Source organism: Aeribacillus sp. FSL K6-2833, from assembly GCF_037965815.1.
Lineage (GTDB): Bacteria > Bacillota > Bacilli > Bacillales > Aeribacillaceae > Aeribacillus > Aeribacillus composti.
Genome location: NZ_CP150189.1, coordinates 3,222,611 through 3,242,086, shown reverse-complemented (window position 1 = coordinate 3,242,086; position 19,476 = coordinate 3,222,611). Strand labels below are relative to the sequence as shown.

Below are 19,476 nucleotides of genomic sequence, written 5' to 3'. Positions count from 1 at the left end.
GCGTCATAAGTCGAAAAAACGACTTATTTGACAGCCCCTTAATATATTTCGATTTTTGTTTGAAGGGGCTGTCCAAAAAGTCAGGGTTAACTGACTTTTTGGAGCCCTTTATTTTAGGGACTTATCGGACAGACCATTTTTTCTATCTTGTTTATATCCTTCAGATGTCTTATGAAGGACTTTTCTTATGCTCTCTTTTTTAATTACGTTCTCCAAACGTTTTATGACGGACATTCAGCACATACAATTGCTTCTTGTTGAACTTCATTACCTATATGAAGGACATTTGCAAATTTTATTCGATTATTTTGTCCTTCACGGTAGTATTTCTCCCAAATCCTTCATTTTAGAAATTCATCGGACAGCCCCTTTCAGCATGTATGAGCTGATGCCGCAATCCCAAACTCAACATATACCTTATCGAGCTCCCGCAAAGAAAATCTGGCACCTTGCAGACGCGAGGGGCATTCAATTTAAAAAAATAGCAAAGGTATTTTATTTGTCCCGCATAGAGGAACAAATGAGTGACGAATAAAGAAAAAATGCCATTATAATAGAATCATAGTAAGCGTTTCCATCAATCAATCCATCCATTTCATTTATGTAAAGGAGAGATATGTCATGAGCAACAAGCGTACAGTTGTCGTTGTAGGCGCCGGTCCAGTTGGCCTTGTAGCAGGATTGGCACTCAAAAAAAGAGGAATTTCTTCTGTCGTGATTGAAGCGGAGCCGAAAGGGCGGCCAAGACCTGGAAGCCGAGCAATTTATATTCATAACGCAACGTTGAAGCTGCTTGAAAGCATTGATGAAGGACTTGGTTTTGAAATTGCGAGAAATGGTGTTGTCTGGCCGATAAAACGCACGATTTATAAAGGGAAAGAAGTGTACGTAAGAAATTACGGTGTGACGGATACTAGTGATCCGACAAAGCTTCCGCCATTTACGTCATTACATCAAAATCATATTGAATCGATTATATATGATTATTGTGAAAAAGCCGGCGTTGAATTTGTATGGGATACCCCTGTGAAAGAAGTGATTTCAGAAGAAGACGGCATTAAAGTGGTGACAGAAAAAGGGGATGTTTGGGAAGCGGAATATGTGATTGGTTGTGACGGCGCTCGTTCTGTCGTCCGTGAAACAGCAGGATTAAAATTTGAAGGGCCAAGAACAAAAGATACATTTCTTGTCGTTGATGTTGAAGAAGATGAAAATGATCCGCTGCCGCTTGAAAGGGTTTTCCACTATCAGCATCCGGCAATGGGCGGGCGGAATGTGATGTTTGTACCGTTCAAAGGCGGGTGGAGAATCGACCTTCAACTGCTGGAAGACGATAATCCAGATGAATATTCGGAAGTGGAAGGAGTAAAAAAATGGCTTCCGAAAGTTATGGATCCTAAATATGCAGAACGGATTACGTGGGTATCATCATACAGATTTCATCAAGTCGTCGCCAATTCATATACAGACGAAAAACGAAGAGTTCTGTTGGCAGGAGAAGCTGCCCACTTATTTGCACCATTTGGTGCTAGAGGGCTGAATTCGGGGGTTCCTGATGCTTTAATAGCTGTTAAAGGAATTGAAAAAGCTCTTGATGCTTCAAGCGAAGAGAAAAGACGCGAAGCGATTGAAAAAGCGGCAAATGAACGGAGAATTGCAGGCTTGTGGAATCGCAACAGCTCTTCGACTGCATTGCATCACCTGCAAGGAAATTCTCCAGAAATGAATTTAAAAAGGGAAATTGCTGCATCTTTAACAGCCATTGTACCGAAATTAGGAAGATGGCTTGATGAAGGTCCTTATGGCCCGAAATTTGGTCCGCCTGAATTAACAACAAAATATTAATCGCTTTTGATTTTATATAAAGGGGTGGAAAACATGTCAATTACGCTCATTGAGAACCATGCTTCATATGATTTCAAGCATGAACGAGTCAATCAAATGGCGGATCGTCTGCTAAACATTAACTGGTACCAGCATGTCGGAACAATTCATGATGACGTCCAGAATAAAGCAGAAAAATTTTTGCAATCACTGAATATAGCAAATTACGAAATTAAGTGGATTTCAAAAGATGAAATTGGAAATATATACGATACCATTCGGTTAACTAACAGCTCTTTATGGGAAGCATTGAAGGTGCTGCCTGACAGGCTGAAAGAGAAAATTGATCAATCCGGACAAGAGGAAATTTTGAACGAAATCGTCTATCACTTGCCGGAAGCTGTATTTCATGAAGTCTATAAAGGTGCCTTCAAAACATTTTCAGATGAATCATTCATTCGGTTTTTAGTTGGCCATGCCATGTACATCAGCGTGTTGGCATGCGCATGGGAATTGGTTGCAAATATAAACGAATGGGGAGAAAATCCATTTGCCTATTTAGTTGATATTTTAGAAATGGGACATATTCCATTAGGTTCAAACAACCAAACATTTTATATAATGTAGGGGTTCCATATGTGTGCGGCAGCCATATTTTCGTGCGAAAAGCATGTAAAGGAATCGCTGAAGCTGTTAGATGCACCGCATGTCATAATATTAAGTCATTACACGAAAAAGAAATGCAAGTTTTGTCAGAAAAAAGCCGTTTTTAAGTTTGAAGAATAAAATTATGCAAAATAGCAGCCTTGTCTTCTTACAAATGAAGCAAGGCTGCTTTATTTTTTTGAGATAAGAAAATCTGAGCTTTCCTTATCCTTTTTTAGTTATATAGAAAACGTTTTCAAAAATATATGTGTTTATCTTTTTTTTCGATTGTCCACAACCCTTCTTGCTTTCATTGTAAAGCGAGGCAGCTCGTTGTCTGGAACTTTTTCAACTTGGATTCTTAAACCGACTCGTTCTCTCAATTTTGTTGCGAGGATAGGCACGATTTGTTCAGAATCGCATTCAATTTCCACTTTGATTTGATCCATCTCATTTTCTGTGTAGTACACGATGCGAAATTCTTTCACTTCTTTGAATTCGCGAATAATGGATTCAATGGAAGACGGGTAAATGTTAATGCCCCGTATTATGACCATATCGTCTGCGCGTCCGAGAATTCCTCCAGGGAAAAATTGATAGGAATTGCCGCATTCACATTGCTGATCAGACCGGATTACGATATCGCCTGTCCGATAGCGAATAACCGGATAGCTTTCTCTTCCTAAATTGGTTAATACTAATTCTCCTTTTTCACCAACTTCCACCGGCTCCAACGTGTTAGGATTGATCACTTCTACAATAAACTCCGATTCATTGACATGAATCCCTTTTTGTTCTGAACAAGAATAACCGTATGCTCCCATTTCTGTCATGCCTACGTGGTCATATAAAACGGCTCCCCACAAACTTTCAATTTGCTTTCGTGTAGAAGGGACAGAGCCTCCAGGTTCACCAGCCGTAATGATTTTTTGGACAGGGCCATTTTTAATATCAATGCCGTTTTCTTCTGCTACTTCCGCCAGATGTAAAGCGTAGCTTGGAGTACAGACTAGTACTGTTGCTCTGTTTTCTATCATGCTTCTCAATCGCTCAATCGAAGTTTGGCTGCCGGATGAAATCGAAAGGGCACCTAATCGTTTTGCTCCTTCAAATGCAGCCCAAAATCCAATAAAAGGACCGAACGAAAAGGCGAAAAATACTCTGTCTTTTTTCGTAACTCCGCTGGAGCGATAAACTTCCAGCCAGCATGTTTCCCACCATTCAAAGCTTTTTTTTGTGTCTAAAATTTTCAGCGGTTTCCCTGAAGTGCCGGAAGTTTGATGGTATCTTACATATTCCTCTAAAGGGTATGAATGGTTTTTGCCGTATGGAGGATGATTGTTTTGATCATCGACCAATTCCTTTTTCATTGTGAAAGGAAGCTTTTTCATTTCTTCCAAAGATTGCAGCGGAAGCTTTAAACCGGCAAGTTTTTCTTTATAAAATTCATTATGATTCAAAACAAAATGTAACAATCGATTCAGTTTTTGCAATTGCAGCGACCTAAGTTCGTTTTCTTGTGTTTGTACTGTATGAACCATGAATATTCCTCCCTTTTAGACTTGTAGCTAGTTTCTTATCATAGTGAGAAAAGAAAGAAAAAGGAATATTCTAGTTCTTTTATACAAAACAAAAAATTCGAAATTTTAAAAAATGTACTCATTTTCCGTCGATATAACCTAGATGCTCTGATATGCTTTTAGCTGCTTGCGTAATATGTTCAATAAAGACTGGAAACCGATCATCTGTCATTCTGGCAGTTGAGCCAATCATGGATAGTGAAGACACCACTTTGCCGGAATAATCGCGAATTGGTGCTGCGATCCCGACATACCCGACATAAAATTGGTCTTTTGATATGGCAAATCCTTGTTTTTTAATTTTTTTTAACTCATTTTTTAAAATGTCTGGATCGGTGATCGTATAGGGAGTGTATGCATATAATTTTTTCGACAAAACTTTTTCAATTGTTCGTTTGTTTTGATAAGCCAGAATGCATAACCCTTCACTTGTGCAATGAATCGGATTTTTCCGCCCTATATATGTTAACAGCCGATCGGGCTGGCTGCTTTCAATTCGGAACAAATACACTACTTGATCCTCTTCCAAAAGACAAATATGTGCGGATTCATTTAATGTGTGAACAAGCTTTTTTACAATGGGCAGCGCTTCTTTGTACAACTCATGATTGCTGAAAATCACGCCTCCTAATGTTAGAATCGAAAGGCCTAATCGATACTTGTTTGTCCGGGGATTTTTTGATAAAAATCCTTCCTTTACAAGCAATGAAACAAGGCGATGGGCGCTGCTTTTGGAAATATTTAATTTTTTTGATATTTCGGTAATCCCTAGCTCTTTTTGTTTATGTGTAAAAAGACGCAGAATTTTCATTGCGTTCTTCACAGATGACAGCAAATATTTTTCGCTCATGTTAGTCCTCCAGTCTAGTCGTCATTTCCGAACAATTGCTTCGTTTTTCTCTGTTTTATTAATTCAGAAATTCTTTCTCCCGCATTCACCACTTTTTTTATAAGCTGCTTGATGTTAATGGAATTGATTCGCTTCGTAGAGCCGGTAATGTTCACTGCTGCAACCACTTTGTTATGTTCATTAAAAATGGGCGCACCGATTCCGATGATCCCTTTTTGGAACTCTTGATTGCAAACGGCGTAGCCTTCTTTTTTTATTTTCAAAAGCTTTTCTTTTAATTGCTCGGGTGAAGTGATCGTGTTCGGACCGTATTTTTTGAAGGGCTGCGAGCAAATTTTCTCGATTACTTCTTCGTCTTCAAAGGCTAAAATGGCTTGACCGGGACTTGTGCAGTAGACAGGATTCCTTCTGCCGATATGGGTATATTCTTTTTTTGAAGGATACGTGCATTCAATTTTTTGCAAATAAATAATTTCGGTGCCTTCTAATATGGAAATGTGCGAATTTTCGCCTGTCTCCTCTGTTAAAACATTTAGAACCGGCGTCGCCTCATTTAAAATTTTCAATTGGGAGCTAACGATGCTTGTTAATGTCAAGATCGAAGCACCTAAACTGTAATGGTTTGTGTTTATATCTTTGTATACAAATCCTTCGCTGGCTAAGCTTGTTAAAAGTCTGTGGGCAGTGCTTTTTCCGATATTTAGCTTTTCGGCTATTTCTGACACACCCAGTTCCGGTTCGTCCATTGAAAAGCTTTTCAAAATTTTTAAAGCGTTTTCAACGGAAGAAATTCTTTTTTTATTTTGAGAAGCCATCCATATCACCTGTAAAAAATTTTTTGATTGATGAGGAAATCCATTTTTGTTCTGTATATAAGAAAAATAATGTATTTTTAGATTTTTTTCAATATTAAGATGGTAACAAGACCATAATCAATGAAAGGGGTTTCAATAGTGAAACTGATCACGTTTACAGAACAAGGCGTCACACGCATCGGTGCAATTGAGGATGGAAAAGTGATTGATCTGCATGCCGCATTTGAAAAAAAGCTGGAATCGGAAGGGAAATTGCGCTTCAAACAAATTGCTGAGGCGTATGTGCCGGCAGATATGAACGGATTTTTACAAGGCGGAAAGGAAAGCTTGGACTATGCAAAAGAAGCAGTTGCATTTGCTTTAAAACATGAAAAATATAAAGGAAAGCAGCTTGTGTTTTCCAAAGAAGATGTAAAAGTGGAAGCACCAGTGCCATCGCCGGGGAAAATGATTTGCGTAGGCCATAACTACAGGGAGCATATTTTGGAAATGGGAAGAGAGATTCCTCCATATCCTGTAGTTTTTGCGAAATTCGCGAATACTGTCATCGGACCGGAGGATGACATTCCTCATTATCCAATTTCCGATCAGCTGGATTATGAAGCTGAGTTTGCTTTTGTGATTGGAAAACGGGCGCGCAATGTTTCCCAAGCAGAAGCATTGGATTATGTTGCAGGCTATACAATTGTGAATGATGTGACTTACCGGGATCTTCAACGCCGTACGCTGCAATGGCTTCAAGGCAAGACAGTGGATGGAAGCGCTCCGATGGGACCGTGGTTAGTAACAACCGATGAGCTGTCAGATCCTTCTGGTCTGGAAGTAGTCTTAACGGTTAACGGTGAAGAACGTCAGCGTTCTAACACGAAAAATCTTGTCTTTTCCGTACAGTACTTGGTTGAATTTCTATCTGGACTTATGACCCTTGAGCCGGGAGATGTCATTTTGACAGGAACTCCAGGAGGTGTTGGTGTAGCAAGAGACCCTCAAGTATTTTTAAAAGATGGAGATGTTGTCCGCATCGAGATAGACGGCATCGGTGCATTAGAAAATAAAGTGAAAAAAGTGACGGGGGAGATCAGCGAATGACTAATATGAACGAAGCGATTGAAAGCATAAAACAATCCATTGACCAAATGATTGAAACTACAAAAAGTCTTTCAGAAGAGACCATTCGTTGGAATCCATCAGAAGAAGAATGGTCCATCATGCAAATTCTTTGCCATGTTGAAGAAGCGATTCCATACTGGTTAAACGAAATTGAGCGGCTGCTTGAGTCGCCGGGTACAGAATGGGGAAGAGGACTTACGGATGAAAACAGGCTTGCTGCTGTTGCTAATACAGAAAAACGTGAAGTTTCAGACGTGCTAAACAAGCTTGAAAACGTAAAAGATCAAGTGGAAAAAGTGTTGAGCAAGCTGTCAGAAGAAGATTTAAAATCAGAGGCCCCGAGCCGCAATCCTCGTTTCGGAACAAAACCGATGTCTTTTATTGTCGACCACCTGCTTGTCGAACATGCAAGCAAGCATTATAGCCAAATTCAACGTAATTTATCAAAGCTTTAAAAGAATAGAGGAGGTTAGTTCATCATGGCGGAAAAAAATGAGTTTTTTAAAAGTAAAATTGTCCGAGATTTCACAAAAGATATTGAGCAATACCATCTAGGACCGCTTTGGGATGCTATTCCAGATTTAATGCATCGCCAGCCAACTCCGCAAGCTGAAGCGTATCTTTGGAAATGGAAAACCCTTTATAAAAAATTGATGGAAGCAACTGAAATTTTTACTCCTGAGCGCGGCGGGGAAAGACGGGCGATTTATTTTCAAAATCCTGGATTGACTTATCGAAAGCCTTGGGGATGGGCATCAACAACACAAACGCTTTATGCTGCCGTACAATTAATTCTTCCCGGTGAAGTAGCGCCTTCGCATCGCCATTCGCAAAGTGCGCTGCGCTTTATCAGTCAAGGAAAAGGCGCTTATACAATTGTGCAAGGCGAGCGGATTTTTATGGAGGAAGGCGATTATCTCATTACTCCGAAAGGGCTTTGGCATGGTCATGGACATCCGGGTGATGAGCCGATGATTTGGATGGACTGTCTTGATATTCCAACTATCTATTCGATTGGCGGCACGTTCTTTGATCCTTATCCAGACGGAATTGAACAACCGAAAGTTCCTGATAATTACTCATCGCAAAGATATGAAGGTGGCATGGTTCGTCCAATTTCTGACCGTGAACCAAAAATCGCTCCGTTAGGGTCTTATAAATGGAAGCAGACTGAAGCAGCTATTCAAGGTTTAAAACGCTTTGATCCAGATCCGTACGATGGATATGCGGTTGAATATATCAATCCTTCAACAGGCAAACAAGCCAATCCGACGATTTCCGCTTGGATGCAATTGCTTCCAAAAGGGTTTCATTCAAAAGCTCACCGTCATACGCACTCGACTATTTACCATGTCTATAAAGGATCTGGGTACAGTATTATCAACGGTGTGCGCTTTGATTGGGAAAGCGGCGATTTCTTCGTTGTTCCGAATTGGGCGTGGCATGAGCATGTTGCCGAAAAAGATTCTTACCTGTTCTCTGCGAATGATTTGCCGATTATGGAAAGATTTGATGTGGAACGTGAAGAAGCTTATGAAGAAAATAATGGATTCCAACAAGTGACCGATGAATTTCAACCTGTATTCGTTTAAACTTAGCAAGCATAATGGAGCAGTTGACGGTCCAAATTAAAACTGAACCTTTTGACGAGGTTTTCAAAACCCCTTTTTCACAAAGCTATTGTTGAAAAAGGGGTTTTGTTTTTTAGCGCGCCCAGCTAAGGTGTAATGGAAGATGGACAGTTTCATAACACCAAAAAGGGTACCCCGCAGGGCGGAGTCATTTCGCCTCTTTTAGCGAACAGCTACCTGCATTATATGGACACGATATGAAAGAAGAAGTTCCTACACTTAGGAGAACTGGTGCGATACGCAGATGATTTCGTGATCATGTGTCGCACGAAAAACGAGGCGCTGGAGAGCATTCAAGTACTAAAAGCCATCATGAAGAAACTCGACCTTGAAATCAACACAGAGAAATCCAAACTGGTCAGCCTATGGGACGACACAAACGGATTTGACTTTCTAGATCTACACCATCGGAAATTTCCTGTGATGAACAAGGGTGGCTCGAAAGTTTATGTCATGTCTCACATTTCCAAGTAAGAAAGCCATGAAGAAAATGAAAATGAATTTAAGGAATATACGAGTCCAAGGAACAAGCGATTTATGGACATCAAAGAACTGGTGAAAGGGCTCAATCGAATTTTACAAGGATTTAAGAATTACTACAGTATTTCGTCCATCGCCAAGAAGTGGCTAAATAAAGTGGACTGGTATGTATTAGAAAGACTTACTCTGTACTGGAATAAGAAGAAGAACCAAAGGAAGAAACATGCGAGAATGAAAGAAGTTATAAAATTAACACAAGGCTTATTAGTGAAATTAGCAAGTTAGACAAGAACGAAAGCCAAAGGAAGAACGTCGGAAAGCCGTATGAGGGAAAACCTCACGTACGGTTTGATGAGGGGAAGCTGAGAGCAAAAGAGACAGCATAGGCTGTCCCTTTGAAAACAGTTTTCTACTCTACTAGTAAATTGGAAGCCTTCCCCATCTTAAACGACCTAAGCTTTTAGAAGAATAAAAAATGGTTGTGTGGATTTTAAGCAGCCCTTCAGCTTACCGATTTCATAAACTCAATATTTTAAAAATTAAGAAATCATTTCAATAAAGTTATGAATGTTTTGTCAAAAGATGCTAAAACAAGGCAATTTTTTACCGATAAATAAAATAGCAAGAATTCCTCGGAGGAGAAGGAATATGGGAATACAAAAGATAACCGGTGTTAATAATAATGCTTTTTTGCAGGATATGCAAGGAAAAGAGGAAAAATTGTCAATGCCTGAAAACCAGCAGCCTGTCCAAGAAGAAGAAAAAAAAGCTAAAGTTACGCTGGAGGAAGCAATTGAGGATTTGAACAATTTTTTGAAGCCGATTAAAACATCGATTCAATTTGTACTTCATGAAGAACTGAAAGAATATTTTGTACAAGTTGTCAATGTAGAGACGAACGAAGTCATCAGGGAAATTCCTCCGAAAAAAATGCTTGATATATATGCGGCAATGGCAGAGCTGATGGGATTAATCGTGGATCGGAAAATTTAACTAGGGGTGGAAAAAATGCGAATTGTCGGTTTGGCAAGCGGAATGGACATTGACGCTCTCGTAAAAGATTTAATGAAGGCGGAAAGAATTCCGCTCGATAAAATGGTCCAACAAAAGCAAATTTTTGAATGGCAGCGCGACAGCTACAGGGAAATCAACAAGCTGTTGGACGAATTGGACAGATTGATTTTTGACGGCGTATACAGACTGTCGAATTTCCGACAAAAAAAAGTGACGAGCTCTGATGAGTCAGCTGTTGTGGCAAAGGCAATCAACGCTTCAGCTAATACGTCAACAGCGATTGAAGTCCAACAATTGGCTAAGGCTGCCACATATAGTGCAGCAACGTTAAATAATTTTACATCTGGTGCAAGAACGCTAAAATTTGAAGTGACCGATCCAGGTTCAACAGAAACGAGAGAAGTGACGATTAATATTGGTGAAAATGATACGCTTGATGATGTTATCTACAAAATCAACAGCTCAAATCTAGGCGTTACGGGGATGAAATTAAAGGATTCATCTGGTGTGGAAAGGCTCGTTTTAACGAATAATAAAACAGGTGAAGGCGGAACGATTAAAGCTGCCGATAGTGAAACATTTGATTTTTTGCAAAGCCTAGGTTTTTCACTTGATGATACAACGTTTAACCTAATCCCCGAAACTGCGGGTCAAAATGCAAAAGTTAAAATCAACGGCTACGAAACTGTCCAAACATCTAATACGTTTACGATTGCGGGGATTGAATATACAATTAAAAATGTAACGACAAGTCCTGTTACGATTTCTACATCAACAGATGTTGATGCAATTCTCGATACTATTGTAAAATTTGTTAATAAATATAATGAAGTGATTGAAAAGATTAATGGCAAATTAACAGAAGAGCGCTTCCGGAATTTTCCTCCCCTAACGGATGAACAAAAAGAGGAAATGACGGAAAAGCAAATCGAGCTGTGGGAAGAAAAAGCGAAAAGTGGCCTTCTTCGCGGCGATGCGATTTTAACAAGCGGTCTTAATCAAATGCGGTTGGATTTATATTCTCCTGTCGCCGGAGATACTTTGAAAGGGTTTAAGCAGCTTACGGATATTGGGATTTCAACAACAGCCAATTATTTGGATCGAGGCAAACTTACAATTGATGAAAATAAACTCCGGGAAAAAATTCAGGAAAATCCAGAAGCGATCTATAAACTATTTATGTCTGACGGCGAATCTTACAATGATAAAGGGATTGCCCGCCGTCTCCGCGATTCTTTGAAAGGTATGATGACAAAAATCAAAGACAAAGCGGGAACGTCTTTGTCTACAAATGACCAGTTTACGATTGGAAAAAACTTAAAAGATTTGGATAATCGAATCAATGCCTTTCAAGATCGGCTTATACAAATCGAATCAAGATATTATCGGCAATTTACGGCAATGGAACAGGCGATTCAGCGGGCGAACCAACAGTCAGCATATTTGATGCAATTATTTGGAGGCGGCGCTTAATCGTCTGCCTTTACTATTTACTTTTTAATGGATATGATATCTGAGGAGTGTCTTAAATGGCAATGAACAATCCTTATCAATCTTATTTGGAAAACAGCGTACAAACTGCATCACCGGGTGAACTCACGTTAATGCTTTATAACGGGTGTTTAAAATTTTTAAAGCTTGCGAAAAAAGCAATAGAAGAAAAATCTATCCAACAAAAAAACGAAAATTTGCAAAAAGCACAAAGAATCATTTGTGAACTAATGGCCACGCTAAATATGGATATTGAGATTTCTAAAAATATGTACGCACTGTATGAGTACATGAATCGACGGCTTGTTGAGGCCAATTTTAAAAACGATGTCACCATTATTGAAGAAGTGGAAGGATATGTGACAGAGTTCAGAGATACGTGGAAAGAAGTAATCCAAATCAACCGGAAACAGCGGCATAGTGAAGGCGGACAAGCGTAATGGACGAAGTGGAAAAATTGTTGGAAATAACGGAAGAGTTAGTGGAATTGACAAAACGGTCTAAAGATCAACATCGCGACCGTGATCAAGTGATACAAAAAATAGAAGACTTGCTAGCAAAACGGGAGGAGTTAACAAAAAGCATGAATCCTCCCTTCACGCCCAAGGAGAAAGAAGCAGGAAGAAAAATTATCCAATTGAATCAAATTCTTGTTGAGCAGCTTAAACTAATAAAACAAGAGATACAACATGATATCGTCAAGATGAAAGCCCAGAAAGAGATGACAAAAAAATATATGAACTCTTATGCGAATGCCACTATTGATGGCATTTTTTATGATAAGAAAAAATAGCAATATATGTACAAAAAGACACGATCATGTAGCGATGGATGAAAGTGTGAAAATCGTTTTCCCCGCTCATCAGCATTCATAAAATGTTCACGATTTTTTTTATTTTGTGAAAGGAAAAACGAACGAAACATCGAACTATATATATATATCCCTTAATAAAAGGAGGAGCTCAATATGAAATACAACATTAGAGGGGAAAACATTGAAGTAACTCCAGCATTAAGAGAATATGTACAAAAAAAGTTATCTAAACTTGAACGTTATTTTGATAATGGAGTACAAGCCGATGCAAATGTGAATTTAAAATATTATAATGACAAAGAATCTAAAATTGAAGTAACGATTCCAATGACGCATTTAGTGATGCGTGCTGAGGAATATCATGAAGATATGTATGCTGCGATTGATCTTGTCGTTGATAAGCTTGAACGTCAGATCCGCAAGCATAAAACAAGAGTAAACCGGAAGCTTCGTGAACAACAAGTTGATGCTAAATATTTCATCAATGCGGAAACGAATGATGACACTGATGTGAATGAAGAGGATATCGAACTTGTAAGAACAAAACGGTTCAATTTAAAGCCGATGGATACTGAGGAAGCTATTTTGCAAATGAACATGCTCGGCCATAACTTCTTTGTTTTTACGAACTCTGATACAAATAGAACAAATGTTGTCTACCGCAGAAAAGACGGCCGCTATGGATTAATTGAACCGAATGAGTAAAATTTATTATATAAAAAAAGTGCAGCCTACCTTGGCTGTACTTTTTTTACCTTCAAGCAAATAAAATGTAGACAAATGGGACGGGTTTATGGAAAGACTTTCACACAGCAAAAGTTGTACGCTTGGAAAAGCAGTGATAAAATTTAAAAGAAACTAAAATAATAAAATAAATTAAGGAGCGTTAAAGATGCTTGGACTTTTAAATAAAGTGTTTGATCCGAATAAACGCACTTTAGCTCGTTATGAAAAAATAGCTGAAAAAATAAATGCTCTCGGTCCAGATATGAGAAAGCTTTCTGATTTGGAATTGAGGTCAAAAACAGCTGAGTTTGCGGAACGGCTTGAAAAGGGAGAAACACTCGATGATCTGCTTGTGGAAGCCTATGCAGTTGTAAGAGAAGCCGCTCACAGAGTGCTCGGCCTGTATCCATATAAAGTACAGCTTATGGGAGCTATTGCCCTTCACGAAGGCAATATTGCGGAAATGAAGACAGGTGAAGGGAAAACATTAACCTCAACGATGCCTGTTTACTTAAATGCGTTGACGCGGAAAGGCGTTCACGTCGTTACCGTCAATGAATATTTGGCAAGCCGGGACGCAAAAGAAATGGGCAAAATTTTTGAATTTCTCGGCATGACTGTTGGTTTAAATTTAAACGGTATGTCAAAAGAGGAGAAAAAGGCTGCTTACGAAGCTGATATCACCTATTCAACAAATAACGAACTTGGGTTTGATTATTTGCGCGACAATATGGTTTTATACAAGGAACAAAAAGTGCAGCGCCCTCTGCATTTTGCGGTAATCGATGAGGTAGACTCCATTTTAATTGATGAAGCAAGAACTCCGCTTATTATTTCTGGACAAGCACAAAAATCCACCAAACTGTATATTCAGGCAAATGCTTTTGTCAGAACGCTTCAAAAGGATAAAGATTATACTTATGATGAAAAAACGAAATCCGTTCAACTTACAGAAGAAGGGATTGAAAAAGCGGAGCGTGCTTTCCATATTGATAATTTGTTCGATTTAAAAAACGTCACACTAAACCATCATATCAGCAATGCGCTGAAAGCCCACGTCGTCATGCATAAAGACGTTGATTATGTTGTTGAAGACGGACAAGTGATCATTGTAGACCAATTTACCGGACGGTTAATGAAAGGCCGCCGTTACAGCGACGGTTTGCATCAGGCAATCGAAGCGAAAGAAGGCCTTGAAATTCAAAATGAAAGCATGACGTTGGCAACGATCACGTTCCAAAACTATTTCCGAATGTATGAAAAGCTGGCGGGAATGACAGGTACTGCGAAAACAGAAGAAGAAGAATTTCGCAACATTTATAACATGCAGGTTATTACCATCCCGACAAACAAGCCGGTTATCCGCGAAGATCGTCCGGACCTCGTTTACCGTACAATGGAGGGGAAATTTAAAGCGGTTGTAGAAGACATCGTTCAGCGGCACATGATTGGTCAGCCTGTTCTAGTAGGTACAGTCGCGGTTGAAACATCTGAATTGCTTTCTAATATGCTTAAGAAGCGGGGAATTCCGCACAATGTGTTGAATGCAAAAAACCATGCAAAGGAAGCAGAAATTATTGAACAAGCCGGACAAAAGAATGCTGTGACGATCGCGACAAATATGGCCGGACGGGGAACGGATATAAAGCTCGGCGAAGGCGTAAAAGAGTTGGGTGGATTAGCTGTCATCGGCACAGAACGCCATGAATCCCGAAGAATTGACAATCAGCTGAGAGGACGTTCTGGACGTCAAGGAGACCCGGGTGTTACGCAGTTTTATTTGTCAATGGAAGATGAACTGATGCGCCGATTCGGTTCAGAAAGTATGATGAGCATGATGGATCGGCTTGGAATGGACGATTCCCAGCCGATTCAAAGCAAAATGATTACCCGTGCTGTGGAATCGGCGCAAAAACGGGTGGAAGGAAACAACTTTGATGCGCGGAAGCAGCTTCTTCAATATGATGATGTGCTCCGTCAGCAGCGTGAAATTATTTATAAACAAAGAGATGAAGTGCTTGAATCTGAAAATCTGCGAGAAAATGTTGAAGACATGATTCAACAAACAATTACCCGTGTTGTACAGTCATTTACGCCTGAAGAAGAGCTTCCGGAAGACTGGAACCTTGAAGGATTAGTCGACTGGGTAAAAGCAAATATTTTGGATGAAGCAGATGACTTTAATGTAAATGACCTTCGCGGAAAAGAATCGGATGAAATCATTGATATCATTTGGGAAAAAGCGAAGAAGCGTTATGATGAGAAAGAAGCTGCTTTTGGCGAGGAAAACATGCGTGAATTTGAACGAGTCATTGTACTCCGCGCCGTTGATACAAAATGGATGGATCACATCGATGCAATGGATCATCTTCGCCAAGGCATTCATTTACGTGCATACGGACAAACCGATCCGCTTCGTGAATATCAATTGGAAGGCTACACAATGTTTGAAAACATGATTGCGTCCATCCAAGAAGAGGTTACAAAATATATAATGAAAGCTGAAATTCAAAACAATTTGGAACGTCAGGAAGTGGCGGTCGGCGAAGCCGTGCAGCCGAAAGAAGGAGACGCCCAGACGAAAAAGAAACCAGTCAGAAAAGCAAAAGAGGTTGGCCGCAACGAGCCATGTCCGTGCGGAAGCGGCAAAAAATACAAACATTGTTGCGGAAGATAACGATTTTAAATAGAATGGGTGTGGCGAGATGTCAGTCTCGCCTGTCCCATAAATTTTTTAACTAATGTATAAGTGGACAAAGCGAATCTGCAAAAATATAGTATACTGTGCAAAAAATTTTTAGAGGTGATGGACTAATGGATTTAGTAGAAATTCGGAATGAACTGGAGAAAATGGCTAAACGATTAGCGGATTTTAGGGGGTCTCTTTGACTTAGAAGAGAAGGAAGCACGCATAAAAAAATTAGAGGAGCAAATGGCTGCGCCAAATTTTTGGGATGACCAGCAAGAAGCTCAGAAGGTAATTAATGAAGCAAACGCCTTAAAAGATCTTGTCGGAGAATTTAACCATTTAAATGAATCATATGAAAATCTTCAAGTAACTTACGAGCTTATTAAAGAAGAGCCGGATGATGATTTGCAAAGAGAGCTTGAATCCGAATTGAAAAAATTAACGAAGGAATTGAATAATTTTGAATTACAGCTTCTTTTAAATGAGCCTTACGATAAAAACAACGCGATTTTAGAGCTTCATCCGGGAGCAGGAGGGACGGAATCTCAGGACTGGGCATCTATGCTCCTGCGAATGTATACGAGATGGGCGGAAAAGAAAGGATTTAAAGTTGAAACGATCGATTATCTTCCGGGTGATGAAGCAGGAATAAAAAGTGTAACGCTGTTAATTAAAGGACACAATGCATACGGTTATTTAAAAGCGGAAAAAGGAGTCCATCGGTTAGTGCGCATTTCTCCTTTTGATGCATCAGGCCGCCGCCATACTTCCTTTGTTTCCTGCGAAGTGATGCCAGAATTTAATGATGAAATCGATATTGAAATTAGAAGCGAGGATTTGAAAATTGACACGTACCGTTCAAGCGGTGCGGGAGGGCAGCACGTAAATACGACCGACTCGGCGGTGCGGATTACACATTTGCCAACTGGAATTGTCGTGACATGCCAAACGGAGCGCTCTCAAATTAAAAACAGAGAACGAGCAATGAAAATGTTAAAATCTAAGCTATACCAATTAAAAATTGAAGAGCAGGAAAAAGAATTAGCGGAAATTCGAGGAGAGCAAAAGGAAATTGGCTGGGGTAGCCAAATCCGTTCTTATGTCTTCCATCCATATTCATTGGTGAAAGATCACCGGACAAATGTCGAAATCGGCAACGTTCAAGCTGTAATGGATGGGGAAATTGATGCATTTATTGATGCATATTTAAGAGCAAAATTGTCTTAAGGCTGTTATGAAAAGGATGATGACTCGTTTACAAAAGATGAGCGAATAGAAATGTGATGCGGAAAAATGACGAAGAAAAACTGCCCTAAATCCCATTTGATTAGAGAACTTGTGGGGCTGTCCAGAAAGGCAAAATCCATTGAAACGAAACATCATAAACATTGATATATCAACATTTCTAAAACATTAAAGGGGCGTCTATAAGGCGTAAAAACGACTTATTAGACACCCTTTTTCTTTTTTATCAATATTCAAGTTATTTTCACAGGATTGTCAAATGTTGGTCAATTTGTTTCAGATTGAAACCTCAATAATTAGGTTATAATATCTTCGAGACTAATTGGCGAAGGGGGATTTCGCAGTGAAAAAGTTCTTGATCTTAGTATTTGGTCTTTCACTCGTATTAGCTGCATGCGGGGGCGGCGGGAATGACCAAGAAAGCGGAACAAATGGCGGAACAGATCAAGCTGAGAATACTGCATCTGCAGAAGATCTGATAAAACAAAATTGTACAAGCTGCCATGGACAAAATCTTGAAGGTGCTTCCGGTCCGAGTTTACAGAAAGTTGGAAGCAAATATAGCAAAGATGAAATAAAAGATATTATTTTAAACGGCAAAGGCGCTATGCCAAAAGGTTTATTGAACGATAGCGAAGCAGATGTTGTCGCTGAGTGGCTTGCAGGACAAAAGTAACATAAGAAGCGAGGGGACATGATCACCCTCGCTTTTTTATGCTATAGAAAAAAATAGCAGATAATAGAAAATTTTGTAGTTTTTTTTACAAGAATTTTAAAAATTTTCCCTCGAAATATGATATTGAAACAAAAATGTAATATGAAAAAGTCTATTTTTGACGAAAAATGATGTTATAATGTTTTTTGTGGGAAGGATGTAAGATTTGTTTTCTGCTTCATAATTAATAGACGAATAGAAAATAACATTAGTTTCAAGTTATAAAAATTTTTTTGACTAAGTACTGAAATAATTCAATGACTTCAGGTGATAGCATGATCGAAATGAAGGATGTTTATAAAACCTATTCGAATGGTGTTTTGGCCATTAACGGTATTTCAATAAAAATCAATCAAGGCGAATTTGTATACATCGTAGGTCCTAGCGGTGCTGGAAAATCGACATTTATCAAATTGATGTATCGGGAAGAAAAGCCTACAAAAGGCAGTATTGTCATAAACGGTATACAACTAGAAAACCTAAAAGAAAAAGAAGTGCCGTATTTGCGGAGAAATATCGGGGTTGTCTTTCAAGATTTTAAATTATTGCCGAAATTGACTGTTTATGAGAATGTTGCCTTCGCATTGGAAGTGATCGGGGAAAATCCGAAGAACATTAAAAAGAAAGTATTAAATGTGCTTGATCTTGTGCAATTGAAGCATAAGGCCCGTTCCTTCCCTGACGAATTGTCTGGCGGTGAACAGCAGCGCGTATCAATTGCTAGATCCATAGTAAACAATCCGCCTGTTATAATAGCAGACGAGCCGACAGGGAATTTGGACCCTGAAACCTCTTGGGAGATTATGAGATTGCTAGAGGAAATCAACAATCGGGGCACAACGGTGTTAATGGCCACCCACAATAAAGTGATCGTGAACACGATTCGAAAGCGGGTTATCACGATTGAGGACGGCAAAATTGTACGCGATGAGGCGAGAGGGGAGTATGGTCTTTATGAATAAAACTCTCGGTCGTCATTTGCGGGAGGCGGTAAAAAGTCTTGGGCGAAACGCTTGGATGTCCATAGCCTCTATATCAGCCGTAACAGTGACCCTTCTTTTGGTCGGCACGTTTTTGGTTATTATGATGAATTTAAATAATATTGCCAGCAACATTGAAGAAGATGTTGAAATAACCGTGCTAATTGACAGGACAGCAGATCAAAACGCTCAAAACCAACTTGAATCGAAATTGAAAAATCTAGAAAAAGTAGAGAATGTCCAATTTTCTTCCAAAGACCAGGAGCTGGAAAAATTAATTAAAAGCTTCGGTGAAAAAGGAGAGTCATTCAAGCTATTTGAACAGGATAATCCTTTAAACGATGTTTTTATCGTCAAAACGAAAGTTCCCGAAGATACTCCAGTTGTAGCGGAAGAAATTAAAAAAATGCGCTATGTCGAAAATGTTCAATATGGAGAAGAAACTGTGAAAAAATTGTTTGAAGTTGTCAATGTTTCAAGAAATATCGGCATAGTCTTGATTATCGGGCTTGTGTTTACTGCGATGTTTTTAATCTCAAACACTATAAAAATCACTATATTTGCCCGCAGACGAGAAATAGAAATTATGAAACTTGTTGGTGCAACAAACTGGTTTATACGCTGGCCGTTCTTTTTAGAAGGTTTGTTTTTAGGAGCGCTGGGGGCTGTCATACCAATTACAGTTTTAGTTGTCAGCTACAATAGCTTAGTAAATATTGCCGTTCCTTATATTCAAGGTTCTTTTGTTGAGTTGTTGCCATTTTCTCCTTTTGTTTTTCAAATATCGGCTATCTTATTGTTAATCGGCGTCTTAATCGGCATATGGGGAAGCTTAATGTCTGTTCGAAAGTTTTTGAAAGTGTAGTT

The 19,476-nt window shown here is 39.3% G+C and carries 21 protein-coding genes; 18 read left to right on the top strand and 3 right to left on the bottom strand.

The genetic code is table 11. The annotated features are described in order from the left end of the window. Positions 1 to 187: 187 nt before the first annotated feature. The 3 genes from NSQ94_RS15770 (at position 188) to NSQ94_RS15760 (ending at position 2,451) form a co-directional block, all read left to right on the top strand. Positions 188 to 535 (top strand): hypothetical protein, encoded by a 348-nt coding sequence (locus NSQ94_RS15770; RefSeq protein WP_094245181.1) that lies wholly within the window; start codon positions 188 to 190, stop codon positions 533 to 535. Between the two features lie 86 nt (positions 536 to 621). Continuing rightward, positions 622 to 1,845, top strand: coding sequence for an NAD(P)/FAD-dependent oxidoreductase (locus tag NSQ94_RS15765; protein ID WP_066248852.1), 1,224 nt, complete (start codon positions 622 to 624; stop codon positions 1,843 to 1,845). A 33-nt stretch (positions 1,846 to 1,878) separates the two neighbouring features. Further along, positions 1,879 to 2,451 carry a hypothetical protein gene (locus NSQ94_RS15760; protein ID WP_094245182.1) on the top strand — a complete coding sequence of 191 codons (573 nt, stop codon included), beginning with the start codon at positions 1,879 to 1,881 and terminating at the stop codon, positions 2,449 to 2,451. 290 nt (positions 2,452 to 2,741) lie between these two features. Here NSQ94_RS15760 and NSQ94_RS15755 read toward each other — a convergent pair whose 3' ends face one another. From NSQ94_RS15755 to NSQ94_RS15745, 3 genes are all read right to left on the bottom strand, one after another. Next, entirely contained in the window at positions 2,742 to 4,010 is a 1,269-nt protein-coding gene (locus tag NSQ94_RS15755; protein ID WP_094245183.1) for an AMP-binding protein, read from the bottom strand. A gap of 118 nt (positions 4,011 to 4,128) precedes the next feature. Continuing rightward, entirely contained in the window at positions 4,129 to 4,899 is a 771-nt protein-coding gene (locus tag NSQ94_RS15750; protein ID WP_063389210.1) for an IclR family transcriptional regulator, read from the bottom strand. Positions 4,900 to 4,913: 14 nt separating this feature from the next. After that, the gene (locus NSQ94_RS15745; protein ID WP_063389209.1) at positions 4,914 to 5,714 is read right to left on the bottom strand and encodes an IclR family transcriptional regulator; all 801 of its coding nucleotides are present in this window, start codon (positions 5,712 to 5,714) and stop codon (positions 4,914 to 4,916) included. Positions 5,715 to 5,852: 138 nt separating this feature from the next. On the opposite strand from NSQ94_RS15745, the gene NSQ94_RS15740 reads away from it, so the two are divergent. The 15 genes from NSQ94_RS15740 (at position 5,853) to ftsX (ending at position 19,474) form a co-directional block, all read left to right on the top strand. Then, entirely contained in the window at positions 5,853 to 6,803 is a 951-nt protein-coding gene (locus tag NSQ94_RS15740) for a fumarylacetoacetate hydrolase family protein (RefSeq protein WP_094245184.1), read from the top strand. After that, complete coding sequence (locus NSQ94_RS15735; protein WP_094245185.1) at positions 6,800 to 7,279, top strand: DinB family protein; 480 nt, start codon at positions 6,800 to 6,802, stop codon at positions 7,277 to 7,279. The genes NSQ94_RS15740 and NSQ94_RS15735 overlap by 4 nt, the downstream gene beginning before the upstream one ends. Before the next feature lie 24 nt (positions 7,280 to 7,303). Further along, entirely contained in the window at positions 7,304 to 8,416 is a 1,113-nt protein-coding gene (locus NSQ94_RS15730; RefSeq protein ID WP_063389206.1) for a cupin domain-containing protein, read from the top strand. 297 nt (positions 8,417 to 8,713) lie between these two features. Beyond that, on the top strand, positions 8,714 to 8,929 hold the full coding sequence (locus tag NSQ94_RS15725) for a hypothetical protein (RefSeq protein ID WP_242009297.1): 216 nt from the start codon (positions 8,714 to 8,716) through the stop codon (positions 8,927 to 8,929). Positions 8,930 to 8,992: 63 nt separating this feature from the next. Next, the gene (locus tag NSQ94_RS15720; protein WP_066249848.1) at positions 8,993 to 9,220 is read left to right on the top strand and encodes a group II intron maturase-specific domain-containing protein; all 228 of its coding nucleotides are present in this window, start codon (positions 8,993 to 8,995) and stop codon (positions 9,218 to 9,220) included. Positions 9,221 to 9,583: 363 nt separating this feature from the next. Next, on the top strand, positions 9,584 to 9,928 hold the full coding sequence (gene flaG, locus NSQ94_RS15715; RefSeq protein ID WP_063389205.1) for a flagellar protein FlaG: 345 nt from the start codon (positions 9,584 to 9,586) through the stop codon (positions 9,926 to 9,928). 15 nt (positions 9,929 to 9,943) lie between these two features. Next, complete coding sequence (locus NSQ94_RS15710; protein WP_066249845.1) at positions 9,944 to 11,422, top strand: flagellar hook-associated protein 2; 1,479 nt, start codon at positions 9,944 to 9,946, stop codon at positions 11,420 to 11,422. Between the two features lie 56 nt (positions 11,423 to 11,478). Further along, a complete protein-coding gene (gene fliS, locus NSQ94_RS15705; protein ID WP_063389203.1) occupies positions 11,479 to 11,880 on the top strand; it encodes a flagellar export chaperone FliS in 402 nt (133 codons plus the stop codon). Further along, positions 11,880 to 12,233 carry a hypothetical protein gene (locus NSQ94_RS15700; RefSeq protein ID WP_066249842.1) on the top strand — a complete coding sequence of 118 codons (354 nt, stop codon included), beginning with the start codon at positions 11,880 to 11,882 and terminating at the stop codon, positions 12,231 to 12,233. The genes fliS and NSQ94_RS15700 overlap by 1 nt, the downstream gene beginning before the upstream one ends. Positions 12,234 to 12,407: 174 nt before the next feature. Continuing rightward, positions 12,408 to 12,959 (top strand): ribosome-associated translation inhibitor RaiA, encoded by a 552-nt coding sequence (gene raiA, locus NSQ94_RS15695; RefSeq protein WP_063389201.1) that lies wholly within the window; start codon positions 12,408 to 12,410, stop codon positions 12,957 to 12,959. Between the two features lie 187 nt (positions 12,960 to 13,146). Then, a complete protein-coding gene (secA, locus tag NSQ94_RS15690; RefSeq protein WP_063389200.1) occupies positions 13,147 to 15,657 on the top strand; it encodes a preprotein translocase subunit SecA in 2,511 nt (836 codons plus the stop codon). A gap of 137 nt (positions 15,658 to 15,794) precedes the next feature. After that, a protein-coding gene (prfB, locus tag NSQ94_RS15685) for a peptide chain release factor 2 (protein ID WP_144597357.1) occupies positions 15,795 to 16,896 on the top strand; the annotation gives its coding sequence in 2 pieces (ribosomal slippage) (positions 15,795 to 15,866 and positions 15,868 to 16,896; 1,101 coding nt in all). 361 nt (positions 16,897 to 17,257) lie between these two features. Then, a complete protein-coding gene (gene cccB / locus NSQ94_RS15680; protein WP_063389198.1) occupies positions 17,258 to 17,590 on the top strand; it encodes a cytochrome c551 in 333 nt (110 codons plus the stop codon). Between the two features lie 314 nt (positions 17,591 to 17,904). Next, positions 17,905 to 18,591 (top strand): cell division ATP-binding protein FtsE, encoded by a 687-nt coding sequence (gene ftsE, locus NSQ94_RS15675; RefSeq protein WP_063389197.1) that lies wholly within the window; start codon positions 17,905 to 17,907, stop codon positions 18,589 to 18,591. Further along, complete coding sequence (gene ftsX / locus NSQ94_RS15670) at positions 18,584 to 19,474, top strand: permease-like cell division protein FtsX (RefSeq protein WP_144597355.1); 891 nt, start codon at positions 18,584 to 18,586, stop codon at positions 19,472 to 19,474. Before ftsE ends, ftsX begins: the two co-directional genes overlap by 8 nt. Positions 19,475 to 19,476: the final 2 nt, after the last annotated feature.

Excerpts from the sequence above, each read along its gene's own strand:
- NSQ94_RS15745 (WP_063389209.1), bottom strand. The coding sequence starts at position 5,714 with ATGGCTTCTCAAAATAAAAAAAGAATTTCTTCCGTTGAAAACGCTTTA.
- secA (WP_063389200.1), top strand. The coding sequence starts at position 13,147 with ATGCTTGGACTTTTAAATAAAGTGTTTGATCCGAATAAACGCACTTTA.
- NSQ94_RS15760 (WP_094245182.1), top strand. The coding sequence starts at position 1,879 with ATGTCAATTACGCTCATTGAGAACCATGCTTCATATGATTTCAAGCAT.
- NSQ94_RS15750 (WP_063389210.1), bottom strand. The coding sequence starts at position 4,899 with ATGAGCGAAAAATATTTGCTGTCATCTGTGAAGAACGCAATGAAAATT.
- ftsX (WP_144597355.1), top strand. The coding sequence starts at position 18,584 with ATGAATAAAACTCTCGGTCGTCATTTGCGGGAGGCGGTAAAAAGTCTT.
- NSQ94_RS15770 (WP_094245181.1), top strand. The coding sequence starts at position 188 with ATGCTCTCTTTTTTAATTACGTTCTCCAAACGTTTTATGACGGACATT.
- fliS (WP_063389203.1), top strand. The coding sequence starts at position 11,479 with ATGGCAATGAACAATCCTTATCAATCTTATTTGGAAAACAGCGTACAA.
- NSQ94_RS15765 (WP_066248852.1), top strand. The coding sequence starts at position 622 with ATGAGCAACAAGCGTACAGTTGTCGTTGTAGGCGCCGGTCCAGTTGGC.
- NSQ94_RS15755 (WP_094245183.1), bottom strand. The coding sequence starts at position 4,010 with ATGGTTCATACAGTACAAACACAAGAAAACGAACTTAGGTCGCTGCAA.
- raiA (WP_063389201.1), top strand. The coding sequence starts at position 12,408 with ATGAAATACAACATTAGAGGGGAAAACATTGAAGTAACTCCAGCATTA.
- flaG (WP_063389205.1), top strand. The coding sequence starts at position 9,584 with ATGGGAATACAAAAGATAACCGGTGTTAATAATAATGCTTTTTTGCAG.
- NSQ94_RS15720 (WP_066249848.1), top strand. The coding sequence starts at position 8,993 with ATGGACATCAAAGAACTGGTGAAAGGGCTCAATCGAATTTTACAAGGA.
- NSQ94_RS15735 (WP_094245185.1), top strand. The coding sequence starts at position 6,800 with ATGACTAATATGAACGAAGCGATTGAAAGCATAAAACAATCCATTGAC.
- NSQ94_RS15730 (WP_063389206.1), top strand. The coding sequence starts at position 7,304 with ATGGCGGAAAAAAATGAGTTTTTTAAAAGTAAAATTGTCCGAGATTTC.
- NSQ94_RS15710 (WP_066249845.1), top strand. The coding sequence starts at position 9,944 with ATGCGAATTGTCGGTTTGGCAAGCGGAATGGACATTGACGCTCTCGTA.
- NSQ94_RS15700 (WP_066249842.1), top strand. The coding sequence starts at position 11,880 with ATGGACGAAGTGGAAAAATTGTTGGAAATAACGGAAGAGTTAGTGGAA.
- NSQ94_RS15725 (WP_242009297.1), top strand. The coding sequence starts at position 8,714 with ATGTGTCGCACGAAAAACGAGGCGCTGGAGAGCATTCAAGTACTAAAA.
- ftsE (WP_063389197.1), top strand. The coding sequence starts at position 17,905 with ATGATCGAAATGAAGGATGTTTATAAAACCTATTCGAATGGTGTTTTG.